16 protein-coding genes and 1 tRNA gene are annotated in these 18,099 nt (G+C 73.3%); 6 read left to right on the plus strand and 11 right to left on the minus strand.

Annotation, left to right across the window (positions count from 1 at the left end; translation table 11 throughout):
- Positions 1-59: 59 nt before the first annotated feature.
- Together ACXJKF_RS06685 and ACXJKF_RS06690 are read right to left on the minus strand one after the other, a co-directional pair.
- Positions 60-707, minus strand: a complete 648-nt coding sequence (locus tag ACXJKF_RS06685; RefSeq protein ID WP_456786948.1) for a response regulator — start codon at positions 705-707, stop codon at positions 60-62.
- Complete coding sequence (locus ACXJKF_RS06690; protein ID WP_456786949.1) at positions 704-1,852, minus strand: sensor histidine kinase; 1,149 nt, start codon at positions 1,850-1,852, stop codon at positions 704-706. Before ACXJKF_RS06690 ends, ACXJKF_RS06685 begins: the two co-directional genes overlap by 4 nt.
- Before the next feature lie 160 nt (positions 1,853-2,012).
- Here ACXJKF_RS06690 and ACXJKF_RS06695 point away from each other — a divergent pair, with 160 nt between their 5' ends.
- Positions 2,013-2,504, plus strand: coding sequence for a DUF6326 family protein (locus ACXJKF_RS06695; RefSeq protein WP_456786950.1), 492 nt, complete (start codon positions 2,013-2,015; stop codon positions 2,502-2,504).
- Between the two features lie 58 nt (positions 2,505-2,562).
- Here ACXJKF_RS06695 and rho read toward each other — a convergent pair whose 3' ends face one another.
- The 7 genes from rho to ACXJKF_RS06730 all read right to left on the minus strand — a co-directional run bounded on the left by rho (position 2,563) and on the right by ACXJKF_RS06730 (position 12,629).
- The gene (gene rho, locus ACXJKF_RS06700) at positions 2,563-4,578 is read right to left on the minus strand and encodes a transcription termination factor Rho (protein ID WP_456786951.1); all 2,016 of its coding nucleotides are present in this window, start codon (positions 4,576-4,578) and stop codon (positions 2,563-2,565) included.
- Between the two features lie 281 nt (positions 4,579-4,859).
- Positions 4,860-5,792, minus strand: coding sequence for a homoserine kinase (gene thrB, locus ACXJKF_RS06705; protein WP_456786952.1), 933 nt, complete (start codon positions 5,790-5,792; stop codon positions 4,860-4,862).
- A gap of 8 nt (positions 5,793-5,800) precedes the next feature.
- Positions 5,801-6,892: a threonine synthase gene (thrC, locus tag ACXJKF_RS06710; protein ID WP_456786953.1), complete on the minus strand. Its 1,092-nt coding sequence runs from the start codon at positions 6,890-6,892 to the stop codon at positions 5,801-5,803.
- On the minus strand, positions 6,892-8,214 hold the full coding sequence (locus ACXJKF_RS06715; protein ID WP_456786954.1) for a homoserine dehydrogenase: 1,323 nt from the start codon (positions 8,212-8,214) through the stop codon (positions 6,892-6,894). The genes thrC and ACXJKF_RS06715 overlap by 1 nt, the downstream gene beginning before the upstream one ends.
- A gap of 90 nt (positions 8,215-8,304) precedes the next feature.
- Entirely contained in the window at positions 8,305-9,666 is a 1,362-nt protein-coding gene (gene lysA / locus ACXJKF_RS06720) for a diaminopimelate decarboxylase (RefSeq protein WP_456786955.1), read from the minus strand.
- Entirely contained in the window at positions 9,663-11,342 is a 1,680-nt protein-coding gene (argS, locus tag ACXJKF_RS06725) for an arginine--tRNA ligase (protein ID WP_456786956.1), read from the minus strand. The genes lysA and argS overlap by 4 nt, the downstream gene beginning before the upstream one ends.
- Positions 11,343-11,372: 30 nt before the next feature.
- A complete protein-coding gene (locus ACXJKF_RS06730; protein WP_456786957.1) occupies positions 11,373-12,629 on the minus strand; it encodes an MFS transporter in 1,257 nt (418 codons plus the stop codon).
- A 128-nt stretch (positions 12,630-12,757) separates the two neighbouring features.
- Here ACXJKF_RS06730 and ACXJKF_RS06735 point away from each other — a divergent pair, with 128 nt between their 5' ends.
- From ACXJKF_RS06735 to ACXJKF_RS06755, 5 genes are all read left to right on the plus strand, one after another.
- Positions 12,758-13,408: a FadR/GntR family transcriptional regulator gene (locus ACXJKF_RS06735; RefSeq protein WP_456786958.1), complete on the plus strand. Its 651-nt coding sequence runs from the start codon at positions 12,758-12,760 to the stop codon at positions 13,406-13,408.
- Positions 13,409-13,457: 49 nt separating this feature from the next.
- Positions 13,458-13,530: transfer RNA gene (locus ACXJKF_RS06740), tRNA-Arg, on the plus strand.
- 88 nt (positions 13,531-13,618) lie between these two features.
- On the plus strand, positions 13,619-14,986 hold the full coding sequence (locus tag ACXJKF_RS06745) for a ferredoxin reductase family protein (protein ID WP_456786959.1): 1,368 nt from the start codon (positions 13,619-13,621) through the stop codon (positions 14,984-14,986).
- Entirely contained in the window at positions 14,986-15,474 is a 489-nt protein-coding gene (locus ACXJKF_RS06750; protein ID WP_456786960.1) for an FMN-binding protein, read from the plus strand. Before ACXJKF_RS06745 ends, ACXJKF_RS06750 begins: the two co-directional genes overlap by 1 nt.
- Before the next feature lie 24 nt (positions 15,475-15,498).
- Positions 15,499-16,233, plus strand: a complete 735-nt coding sequence (locus ACXJKF_RS06755) for an FAD:protein FMN transferase (RefSeq protein ID WP_456786961.1) — start codon at positions 15,499-15,501, stop codon at positions 16,231-16,233.
- On the opposite strand, the gene ACXJKF_RS06760 is transcribed toward ACXJKF_RS06755, so the two are convergent.
- Both ACXJKF_RS06760 and ACXJKF_RS06765 read right to left on the minus strand, forming a co-directional pair.
- Positions 16,190-17,431, minus strand: coding sequence for a sensor histidine kinase (locus ACXJKF_RS06760; protein WP_456786962.1), 1,242 nt, complete (start codon positions 17,429-17,431; stop codon positions 16,190-16,192). The genes ACXJKF_RS06755 and ACXJKF_RS06760 overlap by 44 nt on opposite strands.
- Positions 17,428-18,093, minus strand: coding sequence for a response regulator transcription factor (locus ACXJKF_RS06765; protein ID WP_456786963.1), 666 nt, complete (start codon positions 18,091-18,093; stop codon positions 17,428-17,430). The genes ACXJKF_RS06760 and ACXJKF_RS06765 overlap by 4 nt, the downstream gene beginning before the upstream one ends.
- Positions 18,094-18,099: the final 6 nt, after the last annotated feature.

Genomic DNA, 18,099 nt, shown 5'->3' on the forward strand with positions numbered 1-18,099 from the left:
GCGCAACGGTGCGGACACCGCACGCTAGCGCGCACACCTGACGGCGGCCTCGCCGAGCACTAGATGCGGCGGGTCTCATGAGCCCACATGGCGAGCTCCACGCGGTTGCGGGCGCCGAGCTTCCTCATGAGGCTCGCCAGGTGGGCCTTCACGGTGCTGGTGCTGATGAACAGCTCCGTGGCGATCTCGTCGTTGGTGCGGCCCTGCGCCACCGGGACGAGAACCTCCTCCTCCCGGGCCGTGAGCGGCTCGAGAGGCTGCCGTGCAGGTCCGGGCTGGGAGTGCGCGAACGCTGCGAGGAGGCGGACGGTCACGCTCGGTGCGATGAGCGCGTCTCCGTCGGCCGCGGCGCGGATGGCCTGGGTCAGCAGCGCGGGTCCGGCGTCCTTGAGCAGGAACCCGCGGGCGCCGGCCTTGAGCGCCTCGTGGACGTACTCGTCGAGATCGAAGGTGGTGATCACCACGATGGGCAGCGGGTCGGTGACGTGGGATCCGGCAAGGTGACGGGTGGCCTCGATGCCGTCCATCAGCGGCATGCGGACGTCGAACAGGCCGACGTCCGGGCGGAGCTGGCGCGCGAGGCGTACTGCCTCGCGGCCGTCCGCGGCCGCGCCGACCACCTCGATGTCGGGCTGGGCGTCGAGCAGCGTCGTCAGGCCGGAGCGGACGATGTGCTGGTCGTCGGCGATCAGGACCCGGATGCTCATCGTGCGGTCCGGGTGCGGGGCAACGTCGCCTGGACCCGCCAGCCACGGTCGGCGGCCGGGCCCGCGTGGAACGTCCCACCGAGCAGCGTGGTGCGTTCCTGCATCCCCACCAGGCCGTAGCCCGCGATGCCGCCGTCGGCCGCGCGGGGCGCACCGTCGTCGTCGACGGTCAGCAGCACGTCCTCGGCGTGACCGACGACGACCACGGTGACTCGCGTCGCGTGGCGGGCGTGCCGGCGGGCGTTCGTGACCGACTCCTGGGCCAGGCGGTAGATCGCGGCCCCGACGGCCGGGCTGAGGTCCTCGAGCTCCCCGGACAGCGTCACCTGGACGCGAGGACGCGCCTCGACACCGCTGGTCAGCCGCTCGAGGTCGGCCACCGAGGGCTGCGGCGCGAACTCCGCACCCTGCGAGGCGCGCAGGACGCCCACCATGGCACGCATCTCGAGGAGCGCCCGGGTGGCGGCGTCCTCGATGGTGACCAGGGCCTCGACGGCACGCTCGGGGTCCGAGACTGCGACGGCACGTCCCGCCTGAGCCTGGATGGCGATGCCGGAGACGTGGTGGGCGACGGTGTCGTGGAGCTCGCGAGCAATCTGCTCGCGCACACGGGTCTTGGCGTCGTCGATGTCGCGGATGCGGGCTCCCGCGTGATAGCGGATGGCCGCGCCGAGCGCCGCGGAGAACAGGAAGAAGGCGTACGCGCCCACCGCATCCGCCAAGCTGGTCGGGTCTGCCACGTTGGTGACGGCCAGCCAGACGAGGATGACGCCGAGCCCGGTCACTGCCTCGCGACCCGCTCCCCACCGGAACAGCGCGTAGGCCAGGATCAGCGCTGCCCCGGTGCTCGTCAGCAGGCCGCCCTCCGAGCCCGTCCCGATCCTGATGAGGTCGACCACGGTCAACGCGCCGAAGGAGACCACGACCGCCCGGAGCGGGTGAGTGCGTCGCCAGAGCAGGGGGCCGACGATGACGAGCGCGGCGACGAGGACCAGCGGGAGCGGCGCCAGGTCGTCACGGAGCACCGCTTCGGCGACGGACCAGACGGTCAGCACGGCGACGAGTGCCCAGTCCCTGGGGATCCGGGCGGGCGGGTTCGCCGGTCGAGGCTCGGCCCACAGCGCGCGCAGCACGTCGGTGACCATCCGGTCAGCGTAGGGATGCGCTGCGAGCGGCGTATCGGCCGAAAGCACAAGAGGGCCACTGAGCAAAAGGCCAGCGCAGGTCAGGCTCTGCGGCTGGTCCGCCCAGCACGCGGGTCCGCGACCGTGGAGGAGCCACCTCACCCAGACATCGGAGCACGTGATGAGCACTCGCCGAGACACCACCACCGCACTGGACGAGTCCCGCCTCCCCGTGCGGGCGAAGCTCGTGGCGGCGTGGACGTGCGTCATGTTCTTGTACGCCTACGTGGACATCCTGGGCTTCTTCGTGCCGGGCAAGATCGACGACATCCTGGTCGGCGTCGTCTTCGAGTTCGACATCACGCAGACGTTGCTGACCACGTTCCTCACGCTCATGGCCGTCCCGATCCTGATGGTGGTGCTGTCCGCCGTGCTGCCGGCCCGCGCGGCCCGGATCACGAACCTCGTCGTGGCGTCGGTCCAGGTCCCCTACGCCATGTTCAACGCCGTGGGCGAGTCCTGGACGTACTACTACGGGCTCGCCGTCGTCCTGGAGGTGGTCCTGCTCGCCGTCATCCTTCGGCTGGCATGGACCTGGCCCCGCCGCGCGGCATCGCCGGTGGCCGCGGTCGGCGGCGTGCACGAGGAACCTCTGGAGAGCCAGCGTCGATAGAGCGACGACGGCCCCGCTCCCCTCTCGGGGAACGGGGCCGTCGGCCGTGCGTCAGCGGTCAGTCGCTGCCCGGGGTCGTCTTCTGGACCTGGAGCAGGAACTCGACGTTCGACTTGGTGTCCTTGAGCTTGCCGATGAGCAGCTCGATGGCCTGCGTCTGGTCGAGCGCACCCATCACCCGGCGGAGCTTGTAGATGATCTTCAGCTCGTCGTGCGGCATGAGGATCTCCTCGCGGCGCGTGCCCGACGCGTTGACGTCGACCGCCGGGAAGATGCGCTTGTCCGCGAGCGAGCGGGAGAGCCGGAGCTCCATGTTCCCGGTGCCCTTGAACTCCTCGAAGATGACCTCGTCCATCTTGGAGCCGGTCTCCACCAGCGCCGAGGCGAGGATCGTCAGTGAGCCGCCGTTCTCGATGTTGCGCGCCGCACCGAAGAACCGCTTGGGCGGGTACAGCGCCGAGGCGTCGACACCACCGGACAGGATGCGCCCGGACGCGGGGGCGGCCAGGTTGTAGGCCCGCGACAGCCGCGTGAGCGAGTCGAGGAGCACGACGACGTCCTGGCCCAGCTCGACCAGCCGCTTGGCGCGCTCGATGGCGAGCTCGGCGACGATCGTGTGGTCGGAGGCGGGGCGGTCGAAGGTCGAGGCGATGACCTCCCCCTTCACCGTCCGCTCCATGTCCGTGACCTCTTCGGGGCGCTCGTCGACGAGCACGACCATGAGGTGGACCTCGGGGTTGTTGGTCGTGATGGCGTTCGCGATCTGCTGCATGATGATCGTCTTGCCCGCCTTGGGGGGCGCGACGATGAGGCCGCGCTGGCCCTTGCCGATGGGCGCGACGATGTCGATGACACGCGGCGACAGCCGGTTCTGCTCGCTCTCCAGGCGCAGGCGCTCCTGCGGGTACAGCGGAGTCAGCTTGTTGAACTCCGGGCGCACGCGGGCGCCGTCGGGCTCCAGGCCGTTGACCGAGTCGAGCCGCACCAGCGCGTTGAACTTGCTGGGGCGGTTGCCCTGCGGCGGCTGCTCGCCCTCGCGCGGCTGGCGGACGGCACCCGTGACGGCGTCGCCGCGGCGCAGGCCGTACCGCTTGACCTGGTTGAGGGACACGTACACGTCGTTGGCGCTGGGCAGGTAGCCCGTGGTGCGGACGAACGCGTAGCTGTCCAGCAGGTCGAGGATGCCCGCGACGGGCAGCAGGATGTCGTCGTCGGTGACCTCGATGTCGTCCAGGCCCGCGAGCTCGCCGACGCCGGGACGACCGCGTGTGCCGCGGCCCTTGCGGTCACGGTCGCGGTCCCGGTAGCGGTCCCGCGAACGGCGACGGCGGCCGCCGCGCTCGTCGAGCCCGTCCTCCTCGGAGTCGCGACGCGGCTGGTTGCCCTGCTGGGTGGCGCCCTGCTGGGTGGCACCCTGCTGGCGGTTGCCCTGCTGGTCGCGCTGCTGGCCCTGCTGACGGTCCGCCTGCTGCGCGGTGTCCCGCTGCTGGCTGCCCTGCTGACGCTCGGCCTGCTGGCCGTTCGACTGCTGGCCGTTCGACTGCGCGCGGTCGCCCTCGTCGCCCTGCGACGCACCCGCACCGCGCCCGGCCCGGCGCGAGCGCCGCTCCCCGGTCACGCCACCGACGGCGTCGGCCGCACGCGCGGCGCGGTCGTCGCGCTGCTCGGCCGGTGCGAGCTTCGCGTCCAGCGCGGCCTCGAGGCCGGCGAGCGCGTCACCGCGCGGTGCGCGGGAGGTGACGTCCTGCGTGCTGTCCTGCGTCGGCGCGAGGGTGTCCGTCCCGCCCAGGTCGAGCTGCGGTGCCTGCATCCGCGGGGCGCGGGCGCGTCGCGCCGGCGGCGCGTCCGCGACGGCGACACTCTGGTCGCGGCGCGGCTCCAGTGCCTGCGGCCGCGAGCCCCCGCGGGCGTCCGAGATCGCCTGGACGAGGTCGCCCTTGCGCATCTTGGACGTGCCCTTGACGCCCAGGTCGGACGCCATCGCCTGCAGCTCGGGCAGGCGGAGTGCCGAGATGCCTGCGCTGCGGGCGGACCCGCCGGAGCTGCTCACGGCGGGATCGATGATGTCTGTCACGAAGGACCCTTCCCCTCGTCGGTGGCCGGGACCCGATGGTTCGGGGATCGGCCGACGCCCGGTCGGGGGTGACCGAGACGGTGCTGGAGCCACACACGCGCTGCGTACGACGACGTCTGCGCACGGTGGGCTGGATCGCTCCCGGCTCGTCTACTCATTCTGAGGCGGCCGGTCACGTACGACGCGGGCCGCCGGAGGGCGAGGTCCGGGGAACGCGTCGATGCTACCACTGTCGGCTCCGCCATCCGGCGGGGTGAACGACGCGGGTGTACTTCACCCGGTCATGTCACCCGTTGGACGGTCGCGCCCGTGCGGTCGACCGGCAGAGGCAGGATCTGCCAGCCGCCCATCGCCCCGCCGAACGCCACGCGGACGGCGTCGTCGGCGTCGGTCTTCCCGTCGCCGTCGTGGCGTGCGAGCACCAGCACCGTCGGGCCCGCGCCGGACACCACCGCGGCGACGCCCTCGGCCCGCAGCACGTCGACGAGCGACAGCGAGCCCGGCATGACGGACCGTCGGTACTCCTGGTGCAGCCGGTCCTGGGTGGCGGTCAGGAGCAGGTCGGGACGCCGGGCGAGCGCCTCGACCAGCACGGCCGCGCGGCCCGCCTGGAACGCGGCGTCGGCGTGCGGGACCGTCGCGGGCAGGACCCCGCGGGCCGCCTTGGTGGACAGGTGGTTCGGGGGGACGATCGCGAGCAGCGCGATGTCGTCGTGGACCTGGAGGTCGATGGCGCGGAACCGGCCGTCGTCACGCCACGCGAGCGTCGCCCCGCCCAGCAGCGCCGGTGCCGCGTTGTCCGGGTGCCCCTCGATGCGCGCGGCCAGGTCGATCGCGACGTCGTCGGACAGCGCCTCCGGCTCGGCGATCAGCCCGCGGGCTGCGACGATCCCCGCCACGACCGCCCCGGCGGACGAGCCGAGCCCGCGGCCGTGCGGGATGCGGTTGTGGCAGACGAGGTGCAGGCCGGTCTGCGACGCCCCGACGTGGTCCAGGGCGGCGCGCAGCGAGCTGACCACGAGGTGCTGCTCGTCGTCGGGTACCTGCCCGGCGCCCTCCCCCGTGACCTCGACCGTGACGCCCGGCGAGGCGAGCGCCCGCACCTCGAGCTCGTCGTAGAGCCCGAGGGCGATGCCGAACGCGTCGAACCCCGGCCCGAGGTTGGCGCTGGTGGCGGGGACGCGGACGCGGACGTGGTCCGCACCCAGGCGCATCGCGGGCCTCAGTCCAGGCCGAGGGCGGTGGCGATGGACACCACGTCGGACGAGATCCGCACGGGCACGACGTCGCTGCCGTCGGGGGTGCGCAGCGCCCACTGCGGGTCCTTGAGCCCGTGCCCGGTGACCGTGATGACGATGCGGGCGCCGGCCGGGACGCGACCCTCGTCGCTGAGCCGCAGCAGCCCCGCCACGCCGGACGCGGACGCGGGCTCGACGAAGATCCCGACCTCGGCGGAGAGCACGCGGTGCGCGGCGAGGATCTGCTCGTCGGTGACCGCCTCGATGAGACCGCCGGACACGTCGCGGGCCTCCTCGGCCTGCTGCCAGGACGCGGGGTTGCCGATCCGGATCGCCGTGGCGATGGTCTCGGGCTGGTCGACCGGGTGGCCCTTGACGATCGGCGCGGCGCCGGCGGCCTGGAAGCCCCACATGATCGGGGTGTGCGTGGCGACCGCAGTGTGAGCTGCACCGGCGTCGAGCCCCGCGTACTCGCGGTAGCCCTTCCAGTACGCCGTGATGTTGCCGGCGTTGCCGACCGGGAGGACGTGGATGTCGGGGGCGTCGCCGAGGGCGTCGACGATCTCGAACGCACCCGTCTTCTGGCCTTCGATGCGGTCGGGGTTGACCGAGTTCACCAGCTCGACCGGGTAGGACTCGGCGAGCTTGCGGGCGGCGACCAGGCAGTCGTCGAAGTTGCCGTCGACCTGCAGCAGCGTCGCGCCGTGCGCGATCGCCTGGCTGAGCTTGCCCATCGCGATCTTGCCGTCCGGCACCAGTACCGCGCAGACCATGCCCGCGCGCGTGGCGTACGCCGCGGCCGAGGCGGACGTGTTGCCCGTCGACGCGCACACCACGGCCTTGGCCCCGCGGCCGGCCGCGGCCGACATGGCGGTCGTCATGCCGCGGTCCTTGAACGACCCGGTCGGGTTCATGCCCTCGACCTTGATGAAGACCTCGGCACCCGTGCGCTGGGAGAGCGTCGGCGACGGGACGAGCGGCGTGCCGCCCTCCCCGAGCGTGATGACGCGCTCCTGGACGTGGGCGGGCAGACGGTCGGCGTACTCGGCGATCACGCCACGCCACTGGTGGGCCATCAGGCTCCCTCGACTCGCAGGACGGACACGACACGACGCACGACGTCGAGACCCTGGATGGCCTCGACGGTGCTGCGCAACGCATGCTCGGGGGCGGCGTGCGTGGTGATCACCAGGCGCGCGTAGTCGGCGTCGGGCGTCTCGGACACCGGGGTCTGGCGCACGGCCTCGATCGACACGTCGTGCGACGCCAGGACCGTCGAGACCTGGGCCAGCACCCCGGGCCGGTCCGCGACCTCGAGCCGCACCTGGTAGCGGGTGCGCGCCGCGGCGGCCGGCAGCACGGGCAGCTCGGCGTAGCGGGACTCGACGGGCCCCTTGCCGCCCAGCACGCGGTGACGCGCCACCGACACGACGTCACCGAGCACCGCCGACGCCGTGGGCTCGCCGCCGGCGCCGCGGCCGTAGAACATGAGCTCGCCCGCGGCCTCCGCCTCGACGAACACCGCGTTGTAGGCGCCGCGGACGTTCGCGAGCGGGTGGCTCACGGGCACCAGCGCGGGGTGCACCCGGACCTGCACGCCCTCCACGCCGTCGGCCGTGCCGCGCTCGGCGATCGCCAGGAGCTTGAGCACGTAGCCCGTGCGCTGGGCCCACAGGACGTCGTCGGCGGTCAGCGACGTGATGCCCTCGCGGGAGACGTCCTCGATGGACACCCGGGTGTGGAACGCGAGCGACGCGAGGATCGCGGCCTTCGCGGCGGCGTCGTAGCCCTCGACGTCGGCCGTCGGGTCCGCCTCCGCGTAGCCGAGCGCCTGGGCCTCCTTGACGGCCTGGTCCAGGTCGAGGCCCTCGGACGCCATCTTGTCCAGGACGTAGTTGGTGGTGCCGTTGACGATGCCCAGCACCCGCGTCACGCGGTCCCCCGCGAGCGACTCGCGCACCGGGCGGACGATCGGGATGGCGCCGGCGACGGCCGCCTCGAAGTACACGTCGACGCCGGCCTCGTCGGCCGCGGCGTACAGCGTCGGGCCGTCCTGCGCGAGGAGGGCCTTGTTGGCGGTCACGACGGACGCGCCGCCGGCGATCGCCCGCAGCAGCAGGCTCCGGGCGGGCTCGATGCCGCCCATGACCTCGACGACGACGTCGGCGCGCTCGACCAGCGACTCCGCGTCGGTGGTGAGCAGCGCGCGGTCGACCACCGCGTCCCGCTCGGACTCCACGTCGCGGACCGCGACGCCGACGAGCTCCAGCGGCGCGCCCACGCGCGAGGCCAGGTCCGCCGCCTGCGTCGTGAGCAGCCGCACCACCTCGGTACCGACGACGCCGCAGCCGAGGACGGCGACGCGCAGGGGCGGGTGGGCGGGCACGGGCGAGGGCACGGGACGGCCTCCAGTCGGATCGGGCGGGAGCGCCCCCAGGATAGGGGTGCGTCCCGCCTGTCGGGACGCGCGGTCCGAGCGGTGGTCCGGTCAGCCGAGGTCGAGCGCCAGGAGGTCGTCCTCGGTCTCGCGGCGGACCAGCACGCGGGACCCGCCGTCGGTCACCGCGACCACCGGTGGGCGCGGCACGTGGTTGTAGTTGGACGCCATCGACCGCCCGTACGCCCCCGTCGCCGCGACGGCCAGCAGGTCGCCGGCCCGGACGTCGGCGGGCAGCTGCACCTCGTGCACGACGATGTCGCCGCTCTCGCAGTGCTTGCCGACGACGCGCGCCAGCACCGTCCCGGCGGTCGCCAGCCGGCCGACGATCTCGGCGTGGTAGTGCGCGCCGTACAGGGCGGGGCGGATGTTGTCGCTCATGCCGCCGTCGATCGACACGTAGGTGCGGACGCTCCCGTCGTCGATCCGCACGGGCTTGACCGTGCCGACCGTGTAGAGCGTCAGGCCGGCCGGGCCGACGATCGCGCGACCGGGCTCGATGGAGAACCGCGGCAGCGGGGTGCCGAGGTCGATGGCGGTCGCCTGCACGGAGGCGGCGACGTCCTTGGCGATCCGGTCCGGGTCGAGGGCGACCTCCCCCGGCAGGTACGCGATGCCGTAGCCGCCGCCGAGGTCGACCTCGCCGACCAGCACGCCGGTGCGCTCCGCGAGCTGCGCGCGCAGGGTCAGCACCGCGCGGGCCGCGACCTCGAACCCGGACGGGTCCAGGATCTGCGAGCCGATGTGGGAGTGGATGCCGAGCAGCCGCAGCTCGGGCCGCGCGAGCACGGCGAGCAGCCCGAGCATCGCGGGCGAGTCGCCGTCGGGCGACGCGATCGAGAGGCCGAACTTCTGGTCCTCGTGGGCCGTGGAGATGTACTCGTGGCCGCCCGCGTGCACGCCCGTGGTGACGCGGACCATCACGGGTGCCGGCTCGCCCCCGCGGGCCGCGACCGCGTCGGCCACCCGGTCGATCTCCACGAGCGAGTCGACGATGATCCGGCCGACGCCCGCGTCGAGCGCCCGCGCGATCTCCGCGTCCGACTTGTTGTTGCCGTGCAGACCGATGTCGGCGCCCGGGATCCCGGCGCGCAGCGCGACCGCGAGCTCGCCGCCCGTGGCCGTGTCGACGCGCAGGCCCTCCTCGTGCACCCACTGCGCGACCGCGACCGACAGGAACGCCTTGCCCGCGTAGTACACGTCGACGCCCGCGCCGATCTCCGCGAACGCCGTCTCGAACGCGCGTCGGTAGCCACGCGCGCGGGTGCGCAGGTCGGCCTCGTCGAGGACGTAGGCGGGCGTGCCGTGCTCGACGGCCAGCTCGCGCACGTCGACGCCCGCGACCGCCACGGCACCGTCGGCCGTCCGGGCGACCCCCGTGGACCAGGGCTCGCCGGGGACCGTCGTGGTCACATCCGCTCCGGGGCGCTGACGCCCAGCAGCCCCAGACCGTTGGCCAGGACCTGGCGGGTGGCGTCGTTCAGCCACAGGCGGGTGCGGTGCACGTCGCCGACCACCTCGTCGCCGAACGGGAGCACCCGGCGCTGGTCGTACCACTTGTGGTAGCTGCCGGCGAGCTCCTCGAGGTACCGCGCGACCCGGTGCGGCTCGCGCAGCTCGGCCGCCTGCGCGACCACGCGCGGGAACTCCGCGATGCGCCCGAGCAGCACGGACTCGCTCTCGTGGTCCAGCAGGGACGCGTCGAACCCGTCCTCGCGACGGACCCCCGCCTCAGCCGCGTTCCGACCCACGCTCGCCGTCCGGGCGTGCGCGTACTGCACGTAGAAGACGGGGTTCTCGTTCTTGGCGCTCGACAGCAGGTCGAGGTCCAGGTCGATCATCGAGTCCGCCGACGAGCGCGCCAGCGCGTACCGGGCGGCATCGACGCCGACGGCGTCCACGAGGTCGTCGATGGTCACCACCGTGCCCGCGCGCTTGCTCATCCGGACCGGGGAGCCGTCCTTGACCAGGTTCACCAGCTGCCCGATGAGGATCTCCAGGTTGACGCCCGGGGTGTCCCCGAACGCGGCGCAGATCGCCATCATGCGGCCGATGTACCCGTGGTGGTCGGCACCCAGCATGATCACGACGCGGTCGAACCCGCGCTCCCGCTTGTCCAGGTAGTACGCGATGTCGCCCGCGATGTAGGCGGCCTCGCCGTTGGACCGGATGATCACGCGGTCGCGGTCGTCGCCGAAGGTCGTGGTGCGCAGCCAGGTCGCGCCGTCGGCCTCGAAGACGTGACCGAGCTCCCGCAGGCGCGCGACCGCGTGGTCGACGGCACCGGACTTGTGCAGCGAGTCCTCGTGGAAGTAGACGTCGAACTCGACGCCGAAGTCCTCCAGGGACTTGCGGATCTCCGCGAACATCAGGTCCACGCCCCGCGCGCGGAACGCCTCGTTGGCCTCGTCGAACGGCAGGGTCCGTGGGTCGGTCTCGCCGGCGGCGAGGGCGTCGGCCACCACCTGCTCCGCGATCTCGGAGATGTAGTTGCCGCCGTAGCCGTCCTCGGGCGCCGGCTCCCCGAGCGCCCGCGCCAGCAGCGAGCGGGAGAACCGGTCGATCTGCGCGCCGTGGTCGTTGAAGTAGTACTCGCGGCTCACCGCCGCGCCGGACGCCTGGAGCACCCGCGCCAGGCTGTCGCCGACCGCGGCCCAGCGCACGCCGCCGATGTGCAGCGGGCCCGTCGGGTTGGCGGACACGAACTCGAGGTTGAGCGCGACGCCGGCCAGCGTCTCGTTGTTCCCGTACTCGCCGCCCTGCTCGACGACGGAGCGCGCCAGCTCACCGGCGGCGGCCGCGTCGAGCCGGATGTTCAGGAAGCCGGGACCGGCGACCTCGACCGTGGCGACGCCCTCGGTCTGCTCCAGCCGGCGGGCGAGCTCCTCCGCGAAGGCGCGCGGGTTGGTGCCGGCCTTCTTCGCCAGCTGCATCGCCACGTTGGTTGCCCAGTCGCCGTGGTCGCGCTGCCGGGGTCGCTCGAGGTGCACGGTCGCGGGGATCGCGGCGGGGTCGAGAGCGAACGTGCCGTCGTCGACGGCGTGCACGAGGGCGGCCCGGAGGGCCTCGGAGAGCTGGGCGGGAGTCACCGGAGAAGGGTACCGAGCCGGTGGGAGCGCTTATGCAGCGGGCTCCGGCCCCAGCATCGTCGGCCGGCACGCGAACCAGCCCGCCACGAGCAGCAGCGCCACCAGCCCGAGCAGCACCAGCAGCGGCTCGTGCCACGAGCCCGTCGCGACGTGCAGGACCCCGATGCCGACCGGCCCGACGACCGCGAGCGCGTACCCGAGGCCCTGCACCATCCCGGACAGCGCGACGGCGATCGCGGGCGTGCGCGACCGCAGGCCGATGAGCGCGAGCATGATCGGGAACGTCCCCGGCCCGATGCCGAGCAGCACCATCCAGACGACGGTCCCGTGCGCGGGCGCGAGCATGAGCCCGAGGAGCCCGGCGACCCAGCACGCGACGAAGCCGACCACCAGCGGGTACGGGTTGCGCATCCGTGCGGTGAGGACCGGGGAGAGGATCGACGCCGGCAGGCCGAGGATCGCGAAGACCGCCAGCCACCGGCCGCCCACGTCGGCTCCCAGGCCCGCGTCGGCGAGGATCTCCGGCAGCCACGCGAACAGCACGTACGTGCACGTGGTGTTGGCGAAGAACACGATCACCAGGGCCCAGGCCAGCCGCGAGCGCCACACGATCCGGCTCTCCTGCGCACCGGCGCGCACCAGGGCCACCGGCCGGTCGCTGCGAGGCACTCGTCGCAAGAGCGTGCGGAGGTGCGACCGAGCCGACACGGACTGCACGATCACGACCACCCACGGCACGACCGCCGCGAACCCGAGGATCGCCCACATCCCGACCGACCAGCGCCAGCCGACGGCCTGCGCCACGGGCAGCGCGACGAGCGGCGGCACCGCGGCGCTCACGGACATCGCCACCGAGTACGACGCGGTGACGGTGCCGATGCGGTCGGGGAAGTACCGCTTCACCAGGGGTGGGAGCAGCACGTTGCCCATCCCGAGGCCGCCGAGCGCGATCACCGACCACCCGATGAACGCCGGCGCGCTGCCGGCCAGCGCCCGCAGGAGCTCTCCGGACATCGACAGCAGGAGCGCCAGGATCAGCGTCGGCTCGAGCCCGAGGCGACGGGCGACCGGGGTGGCCAGCGAGCCGAACAGCGCGAACGACGCGACGGGGACGGTGCCGAGCAGGCCGACCTGGGTGTCGGTCAGTGCGAAGTCCTGCCGGACCACCTCGATGATCGGCGAGACGGCCGCCACCGCGATGCGCAGGTTGAGGCCGACGAGCACGATGCCGGCCAGCACGACGATGCGGCCACGCCAGGGTGCTGGCGGCGGCATGAGGGACGGCACGACGAGAAACTCCTGGTCCGGGCGGGTGCGGCGGCCGGAATCATCCGCCCCGGGGTCTGGCGTGTGCCCGACCGCCGGTGTTGACTGCACGTTCGACACGTCGATCCCTCGAAACGGAGCCTAACCGGATGGTGCGACGCACCGGACTGATCGACACCGCGGTCGAGGAGCTCCGGGGACGGATCGAGACCGGGCAGTGGCCCGTGGGGACGCGGATCCCGCCGGAGCCTGCGCTCGTCGACCTCCTCGGCGTCGGCCGCAACACGGTGCGCGAGGCCGTGCAGTCTCTGGTCCACGCGGGGCTGCTCGAACGGCGGCAGGGGTCCGGCACCTATGTGCTGTCCCGCTCGGAGCTCGCCGTCACCATGGGCCGGCAGATCGCCGACGCCCGCCAGCGCGACGTCGTCGAGGTCCGCCGCGCGCTCGAGGTCGAGGCCGCCCGGCTGGCCGCCCGGCGGCGCAGCGCCACGGACGCCGCCGCCCTGCTCCAGCGTCGCGACGAACGGGCCGCCGCCTACCGCGCGGGCGACCTGGACGCGATGGTCAGCACCGACCTCGACCTGCACCGTGCGATCGTCCGCGCCACCGCGAACCCCCTGCTGGTCACCCTCTACGAGAACCTGCTGGACGCGATCGGGGAGAACATCCGCTTCAACTTCGTCACCGACGCGCACGGCCACGACGCGCACGACATCCTCGTCGAGGCCATCGTCGCGGGCGACGACGGCAAGGCCGCCGACGAGACGACCCGGTACCTGTCCGCACTCCTGGGTGAGTGAGATCGGCTGGTAGTGTCGTGCACCGCATCGACCCCCGGGTCGGTGAGCGGCCCGCGTAGCTCAGTGGATAGAGCGTCTGCCTCCGGAGCAGAAGGTCGAAGGTTCGAGTCCTTTCGCGGGCACATCTGAACGGCAGGAACGTTCTGGCGTCTTGCCAGCGTGTCGCGGGCTCCGAGAATCCTCTGAGAACACGGCGACAGACTCCTCGACATGGCAACGACCACCGAGCACGTCGCACGACCGTCGGTCGCCGCGCCGGCGGCACGGCGACCGGGCCGCGGCCCGTCGGGCGTGCTGGCTGCGCTGTGGGCGGGCTCGCTCGCTGTGCTGGCGTTCTGGTGGCTGGGGACGTCGCCGCTGGTCGGTGCGACACCCGGTGGTGCGGTGATGAGCCTCGGTGAGCTGGCGGGGCTGCTCGGGTCGTTCCTGGTCTGCGCGCAGCTCCTGCTCATCGCACGGGTGCCGTGGTTCGAACGCTCGGTCGGGCTCGACCGCCTCGTGTCGTGGCACCGGTCGCTCGGGACGAGCGTCGTCCTGCTGATCGTGACCCACGTCGTGCTGATGGTCGTCGGAGGTGCGTGGCTGGACCGGACGACGCTGTGGGCCGAGGTGCCGAGCGTCCTGGCGACGCAGCCGTACCTGTGGCCCGCCGTGGTCGGTACGGCGCTCTTCCTCGCCGTCGGGGTGTCGAGCGCCCGCCTGGCCCGGCAGCGCCTGTCGTACGAGGTCTGGTTCGCGATGCACCTGACCAGCTACGTGGCGATCTTCCTCACGTTCTTCCACCAGGTCGCGGGCGGGACGCACATCGTCCCGAACCCCCTCGCCCGGCTCGCCTGGATCGCCCTGTACGCGGGGACGGCGCTGTCGGTCCTCACCTGGCGCGTGGCCCTGCCGCTCCTGGGCCACCGGCGGTACGGCCTTCGGGTGGCGGCGGTCGTGCCGGAGGGTCGCGGTCTGGCCAGCGTGTGGCTCACGGGGTCGGGTCTGCAGCGGCTCGACGCGCACGGTGGCCAGTACTTCCTCGTGCGCTTCCTCACCCGGGGGCACCTCGGGACGGCACATCCCTACTCGCTGTCGATGGTCCCGACGGGCGACAGCCTGCGCTTCACCGTCGGCGCGCTCGGCGACCACTCCTCGGCCGTCGCACAGATCCGCGTCGGGACGCGCGTGCTGGTCGAGGGACCGTTCGGCCGCTTCACGGCGGAGCGCGCGACCGCCCGCAAGGTGCTCCTCGTCGCGGGTGGCGCCGGGATCGGGCCCATCCGCGCGCTGGCCGAGGACCTGCTGCGACGCGAGCACGAGATCGTCGTCATCCACCGTGCGCACACGGCCGACGGGCTGGCTCTCGCTGCGGAGTTCACACCGTCGCCGTGGCTGCACTACCTCCCGCTGCCCGGCCGGCGTGCACAGCTCCGGCACGACCCGCTCGCGCCCGCGTACCTGGCCCGGGCCGTCCCGGACATCGCCGAGCGGGACGTGTTCGTCTGCGGACCCGACGCGATGATGACGACCGTCGCTCGCTCGGCGCGCGCCCTCGGGGTGCCGGCCGCCGCGATCCACCGAGAGGAGCTGGGCTGATGGCCTCCCGACCCTGGCGAGGGACGCTGATCTTCCTGGGCGCAGCGGCCGCGATGGCTGCGGCGGGCGTCAGCCGGTTCGCCGGCGTCGTGCCGCAACCCGCCGATCAACCGGCCGCATCGGGCGTGGAGAGCTCGAGGTCTCCGGCGACGCCCGGAGCGTCCACGGGCACCGGGTCGGCGGGGACGGGCACGGCCGGCGGTGCGACCTCTGACACCGTCACGATCGTGGGTTCCGTCGTGCAGAACCGCTACGGCGCGGTCCAGGTCGCGGTGACCTTCACCGGCAGCACGATCACCGACGTGCAGACGCTGCAGGCACCGGACCGTGAACGCGAGAGCGCGCAGATCTCGGAGCGCTCCGTCCCCGTGCTGGCCGAGGAGGTGCTCGCGGCACAGTCCGCGCACATCGACACCGTCTCGGGCGCCACGTACACGTCTCAGGGGTACCGCGAGTCCGTCCAGTCGGCGATCGACCAGCGGGGCTGACGGGTGCGCCGGCTGGAGACCGTCATGGGCATACCCGTGTCGGTGGACGTGCGCGACGGCGACCCGGCCACGACGCCCGGGCTCGTCGCCAGCGCGTTCGCCTCGCTGCACGCGGCGGACCGGCGGTTCAGCCGGCACGACCCCGACAGCGAGGTCAGCCGCTTCGGGCGGGGCGAGCTGTCCCCGGCGGAGCTGTCCGACGACCTGCGGGAGGTCATGGGCCTGGCGGGACGGGCATGGCGGGACTCGGGCGGCGCCTTCTCGGTCCGTCGCCCCGACGGGTCCGTGGACACCGACGGTGTGGTCAAGGGGTGGGCCGTCCAACGGGCAGCAGACCTGCTGGTGGCGCGCGGGCTGGCACGCTTCTGCTGGAACGCCGGAGGGGACGTGGTGACGCGCGGCGAGCCGGAGCCCGGCCGCGGATGGCACGTGGCCGTGCGAGACCCTCTGGTCGGCGAGGCGTTCCTGGCTGTCCTGGAGCTGCGCGACGGTGCCGTCGCGACCTCCGGCACCTACGAGCGCGGCAACCACGTGTGGGACGGCCGCACCGGCGCCCTCGCCACGTCGCTGCTGTCGGCGACGGTCGTCGCCCCCGACCTCACCACCGCCGACGTGCTGGCCACGAGCGTGCTGGCGCTCGGGCCGGACGGCGTGACATGGGCGGCCGGCGTGGGGGCCAGCGCGGTGATCGCCGTGACTGTCGACGGGAGGGTCCTCACCGACCGGTCGGGCGCGGGGCTGCTGGCAGCTCGAGGGTGATCACCGCTCCTGTGGCCGCGCCCGGGCGCGACGACGCCCGCACGGAGCCCCCGTGCTGGGACGCGACCTCGGCGACGAGCGCGAGGCCGATCCCGTAGTGCCGTCGCCCCGGGTCGCCGTCCGTCTCGTTGCGGCGCGACGCGAACCGCCGGAACAGGTCCTCCTCGTCGGCAGCCAGTCCCGGACCGTCGTCGCGCACCGACACCGAGATGCGGTCGCCGGCGGTCGTCACCGAGACCTCCACGCTGACTGCCGCGTGGTCCAGGGCGTTGTCGACGAGCGCCGTCACGGCTCGTCGGACCGAGGCGGTCGAGGCGAGAGCCACGGCCCGGGGCTCGCCCGACCGGGTCAGCGTGACGCCGCGGTGCTCCCCCGAGGCGCGCGCCGCCTCGACGACCTCGTCAGCCACGCCGGCGACGTCGACCGGGACCGGGTCGACCGATCGGGCGTCCGCCGCCAGCAGCATGTCGTCGAGGACGGCCGTGAGCGCGGCGGTGTCGGCCAGGAGCCCGACGACATCGTGCTGCACGCGGTCCGGCGGTGCCGTCCCCCAGTCGGCCGTCATGTGCCGGTCCAGCAGCTGGGCCCGCGTGGACAGGAGCGTCAGCGGCGTCCGCAGCTCGTGGCTGGCGTCGGCGACGAACCGCCGTTGCAGGCTCAGCGCGCCCACCATCGGCCGGACCGCGCGGCGGGCGAGCCACGCACCGCCGAGCCCGGCGAGCGCGACCCCCACCCCGCCCGCGACGAGCAGCGCCGTGAGGAGCCGCTCGCGCTCCTCGTGGCCGGCGCGCGGGTCGAGCGCCGCCTGCACGACCCGGTCCCGGGAACGCCCGGTCACGACCGTGACCTCACCAGCGCTGGTGGAGACGGTCGTGCGCAGGTCGGTCGTGCTCTGCGCCGCGTCGCGCAGGGCGTCGACGTCGGGGAGGCCGGTCGGCATGTCCGCCGAGGTCTCCAGGGCGCCGTGACGGACGACCGCGACCCACATCCCCGGCGGGGCGTCGTGGGCGTCGTCGACCGAGTGGACGGCCGCGCTGATCTGGGACAGGCCCGCGGCGTGCTGCGACCGGCTCACGACGACGAGGACCGTCGCCGACACCGCACCGAGCACGACGAGGACGAGCGCGGCGATCTGGAGCCCCAGCCGCCATGACGTGCGCCGGACGAGGAGCCGTTCGTGAGCCGTGAGGTTCGTCATGCGTCACCCAGGCGGTACCCGGACCCCCGGACCGTCGACACGCACCTGCGGCCGAGCTTGCGACGCAGGTAGTAGACGTAGGTGTCGACGATCCCTTCGTCCTCGGCGTCGGGGAACACCCGGTCCAGGAGGTCGGGCCGGCTGAACACGTGCCGGGGGCGGCGCGCCAGCACCTCGAGCAGGGCACTCTCGCGTTCCGTCAGGCTGACGGACCCGTTGCCGGCGAGGGCCACCGCCCGGGCACCGACGTCGAGCGAGCCCCCCGGCACCGCGATCGTCGTCGCCTCGTCGCGGTGCCGTCGACGCAGGGCGCGCAGCCGGGCGGCCAGCTCGTCGAGGTCGAACGGCTTGCTCATGTAGTCCTCGGCGCCCGCATCCAGACCTGCCACGCGATCGGCGGGGTTGCCGAGCGCGGACAGGACCAGTGCGGGCGTCAGGACGCCCCGCGAGCGCAGGCGGGCCAGCAGGTCGAGACCCTCGATCGCAGGCAGGCCGCGATCGAGCACGAGGACGTCGTAGCTGCGGGTGAGCCCGAGGTGCAGACCCCGCTGGCCGTCCGGTGCGAGGTCCACGTCGTACCCCTCGCCCGTGAGGATCTGCTCGAGCATCGCGGCCAGCTGCCGGTCGTCCTCGACCAGCAGCAGCGGCACCCCTGTCCCCATGCCGGG

It is taken from the genome of Cellulomonas sp. P5_C5 (assembly GCF_054049655.1).

Excerpts from the sequence above, each read along its gene's own strand:
- ACXJKF_RS06695 (WP_456786950.1), top strand. The coding sequence starts at position 2,013 with ATGAGCACTCGCCGAGACACCACCACCGCACTGGACGAGTCCCGCCTC.
- ACXJKF_RS06755 (WP_456786961.1), top strand. The coding sequence starts at position 15,499 with ATGGGCATACCCGTGTCGGTGGACGTGCGCGACGGCGACCCGGCCACG.
- ACXJKF_RS06760 (WP_456786962.1), bottom strand. The coding sequence starts at position 17,431 with ATGACGAACCTCACGGCTCACGAACGGCTCCTCGTCCGGCGCACGTCA.
- ACXJKF_RS06685 (WP_456786948.1), bottom strand. The coding sequence starts at position 707 with ATGAGCATCCGGGTCCTGATCGCCGACGACCAGCACATCGTCCGCTCC.
- ACXJKF_RS06745 (WP_456786959.1), top strand. The coding sequence starts at position 13,619 with ATGGCAACGACCACCGAGCACGTCGCACGACCGTCGGTCGCCGCGCCG.
- ACXJKF_RS06735 (WP_456786958.1), top strand. The coding sequence starts at position 12,758 with ATGGTGCGACGCACCGGACTGATCGACACCGCGGTCGAGGAGCTCCGG.
- ACXJKF_RS06690 (WP_456786949.1), bottom strand. The coding sequence starts at position 1,852 with ATGGTCACCGACGTGCTGCGCGCGCTGTGGGCCGAGCCTCGACCGGCG.
- thrC (WP_456786953.1), bottom strand. The coding sequence starts at position 6,892 with ATGGCCCACCAGTGGCGTGGCGTGATCGCCGAGTACGCCGACCGTCTG.
- thrB (WP_456786952.1), bottom strand. The coding sequence starts at position 5,792 with ATGCGCCTGGGTGCGGACCACGTCCGCGTCCGCGTCCCCGCCACCAGC.
- ACXJKF_RS06750 (WP_456786960.1), top strand. The coding sequence starts at position 14,986 with ATGGCCTCCCGACCCTGGCGAGGGACGCTGATCTTCCTGGGCGCAGCG.
- ACXJKF_RS06765 (WP_456786963.1), bottom strand. The coding sequence starts at position 18,093 with ATGGGGACAGGGGTGCCGCTGCTGCTGGTCGAGGACGACCGGCAGCTG.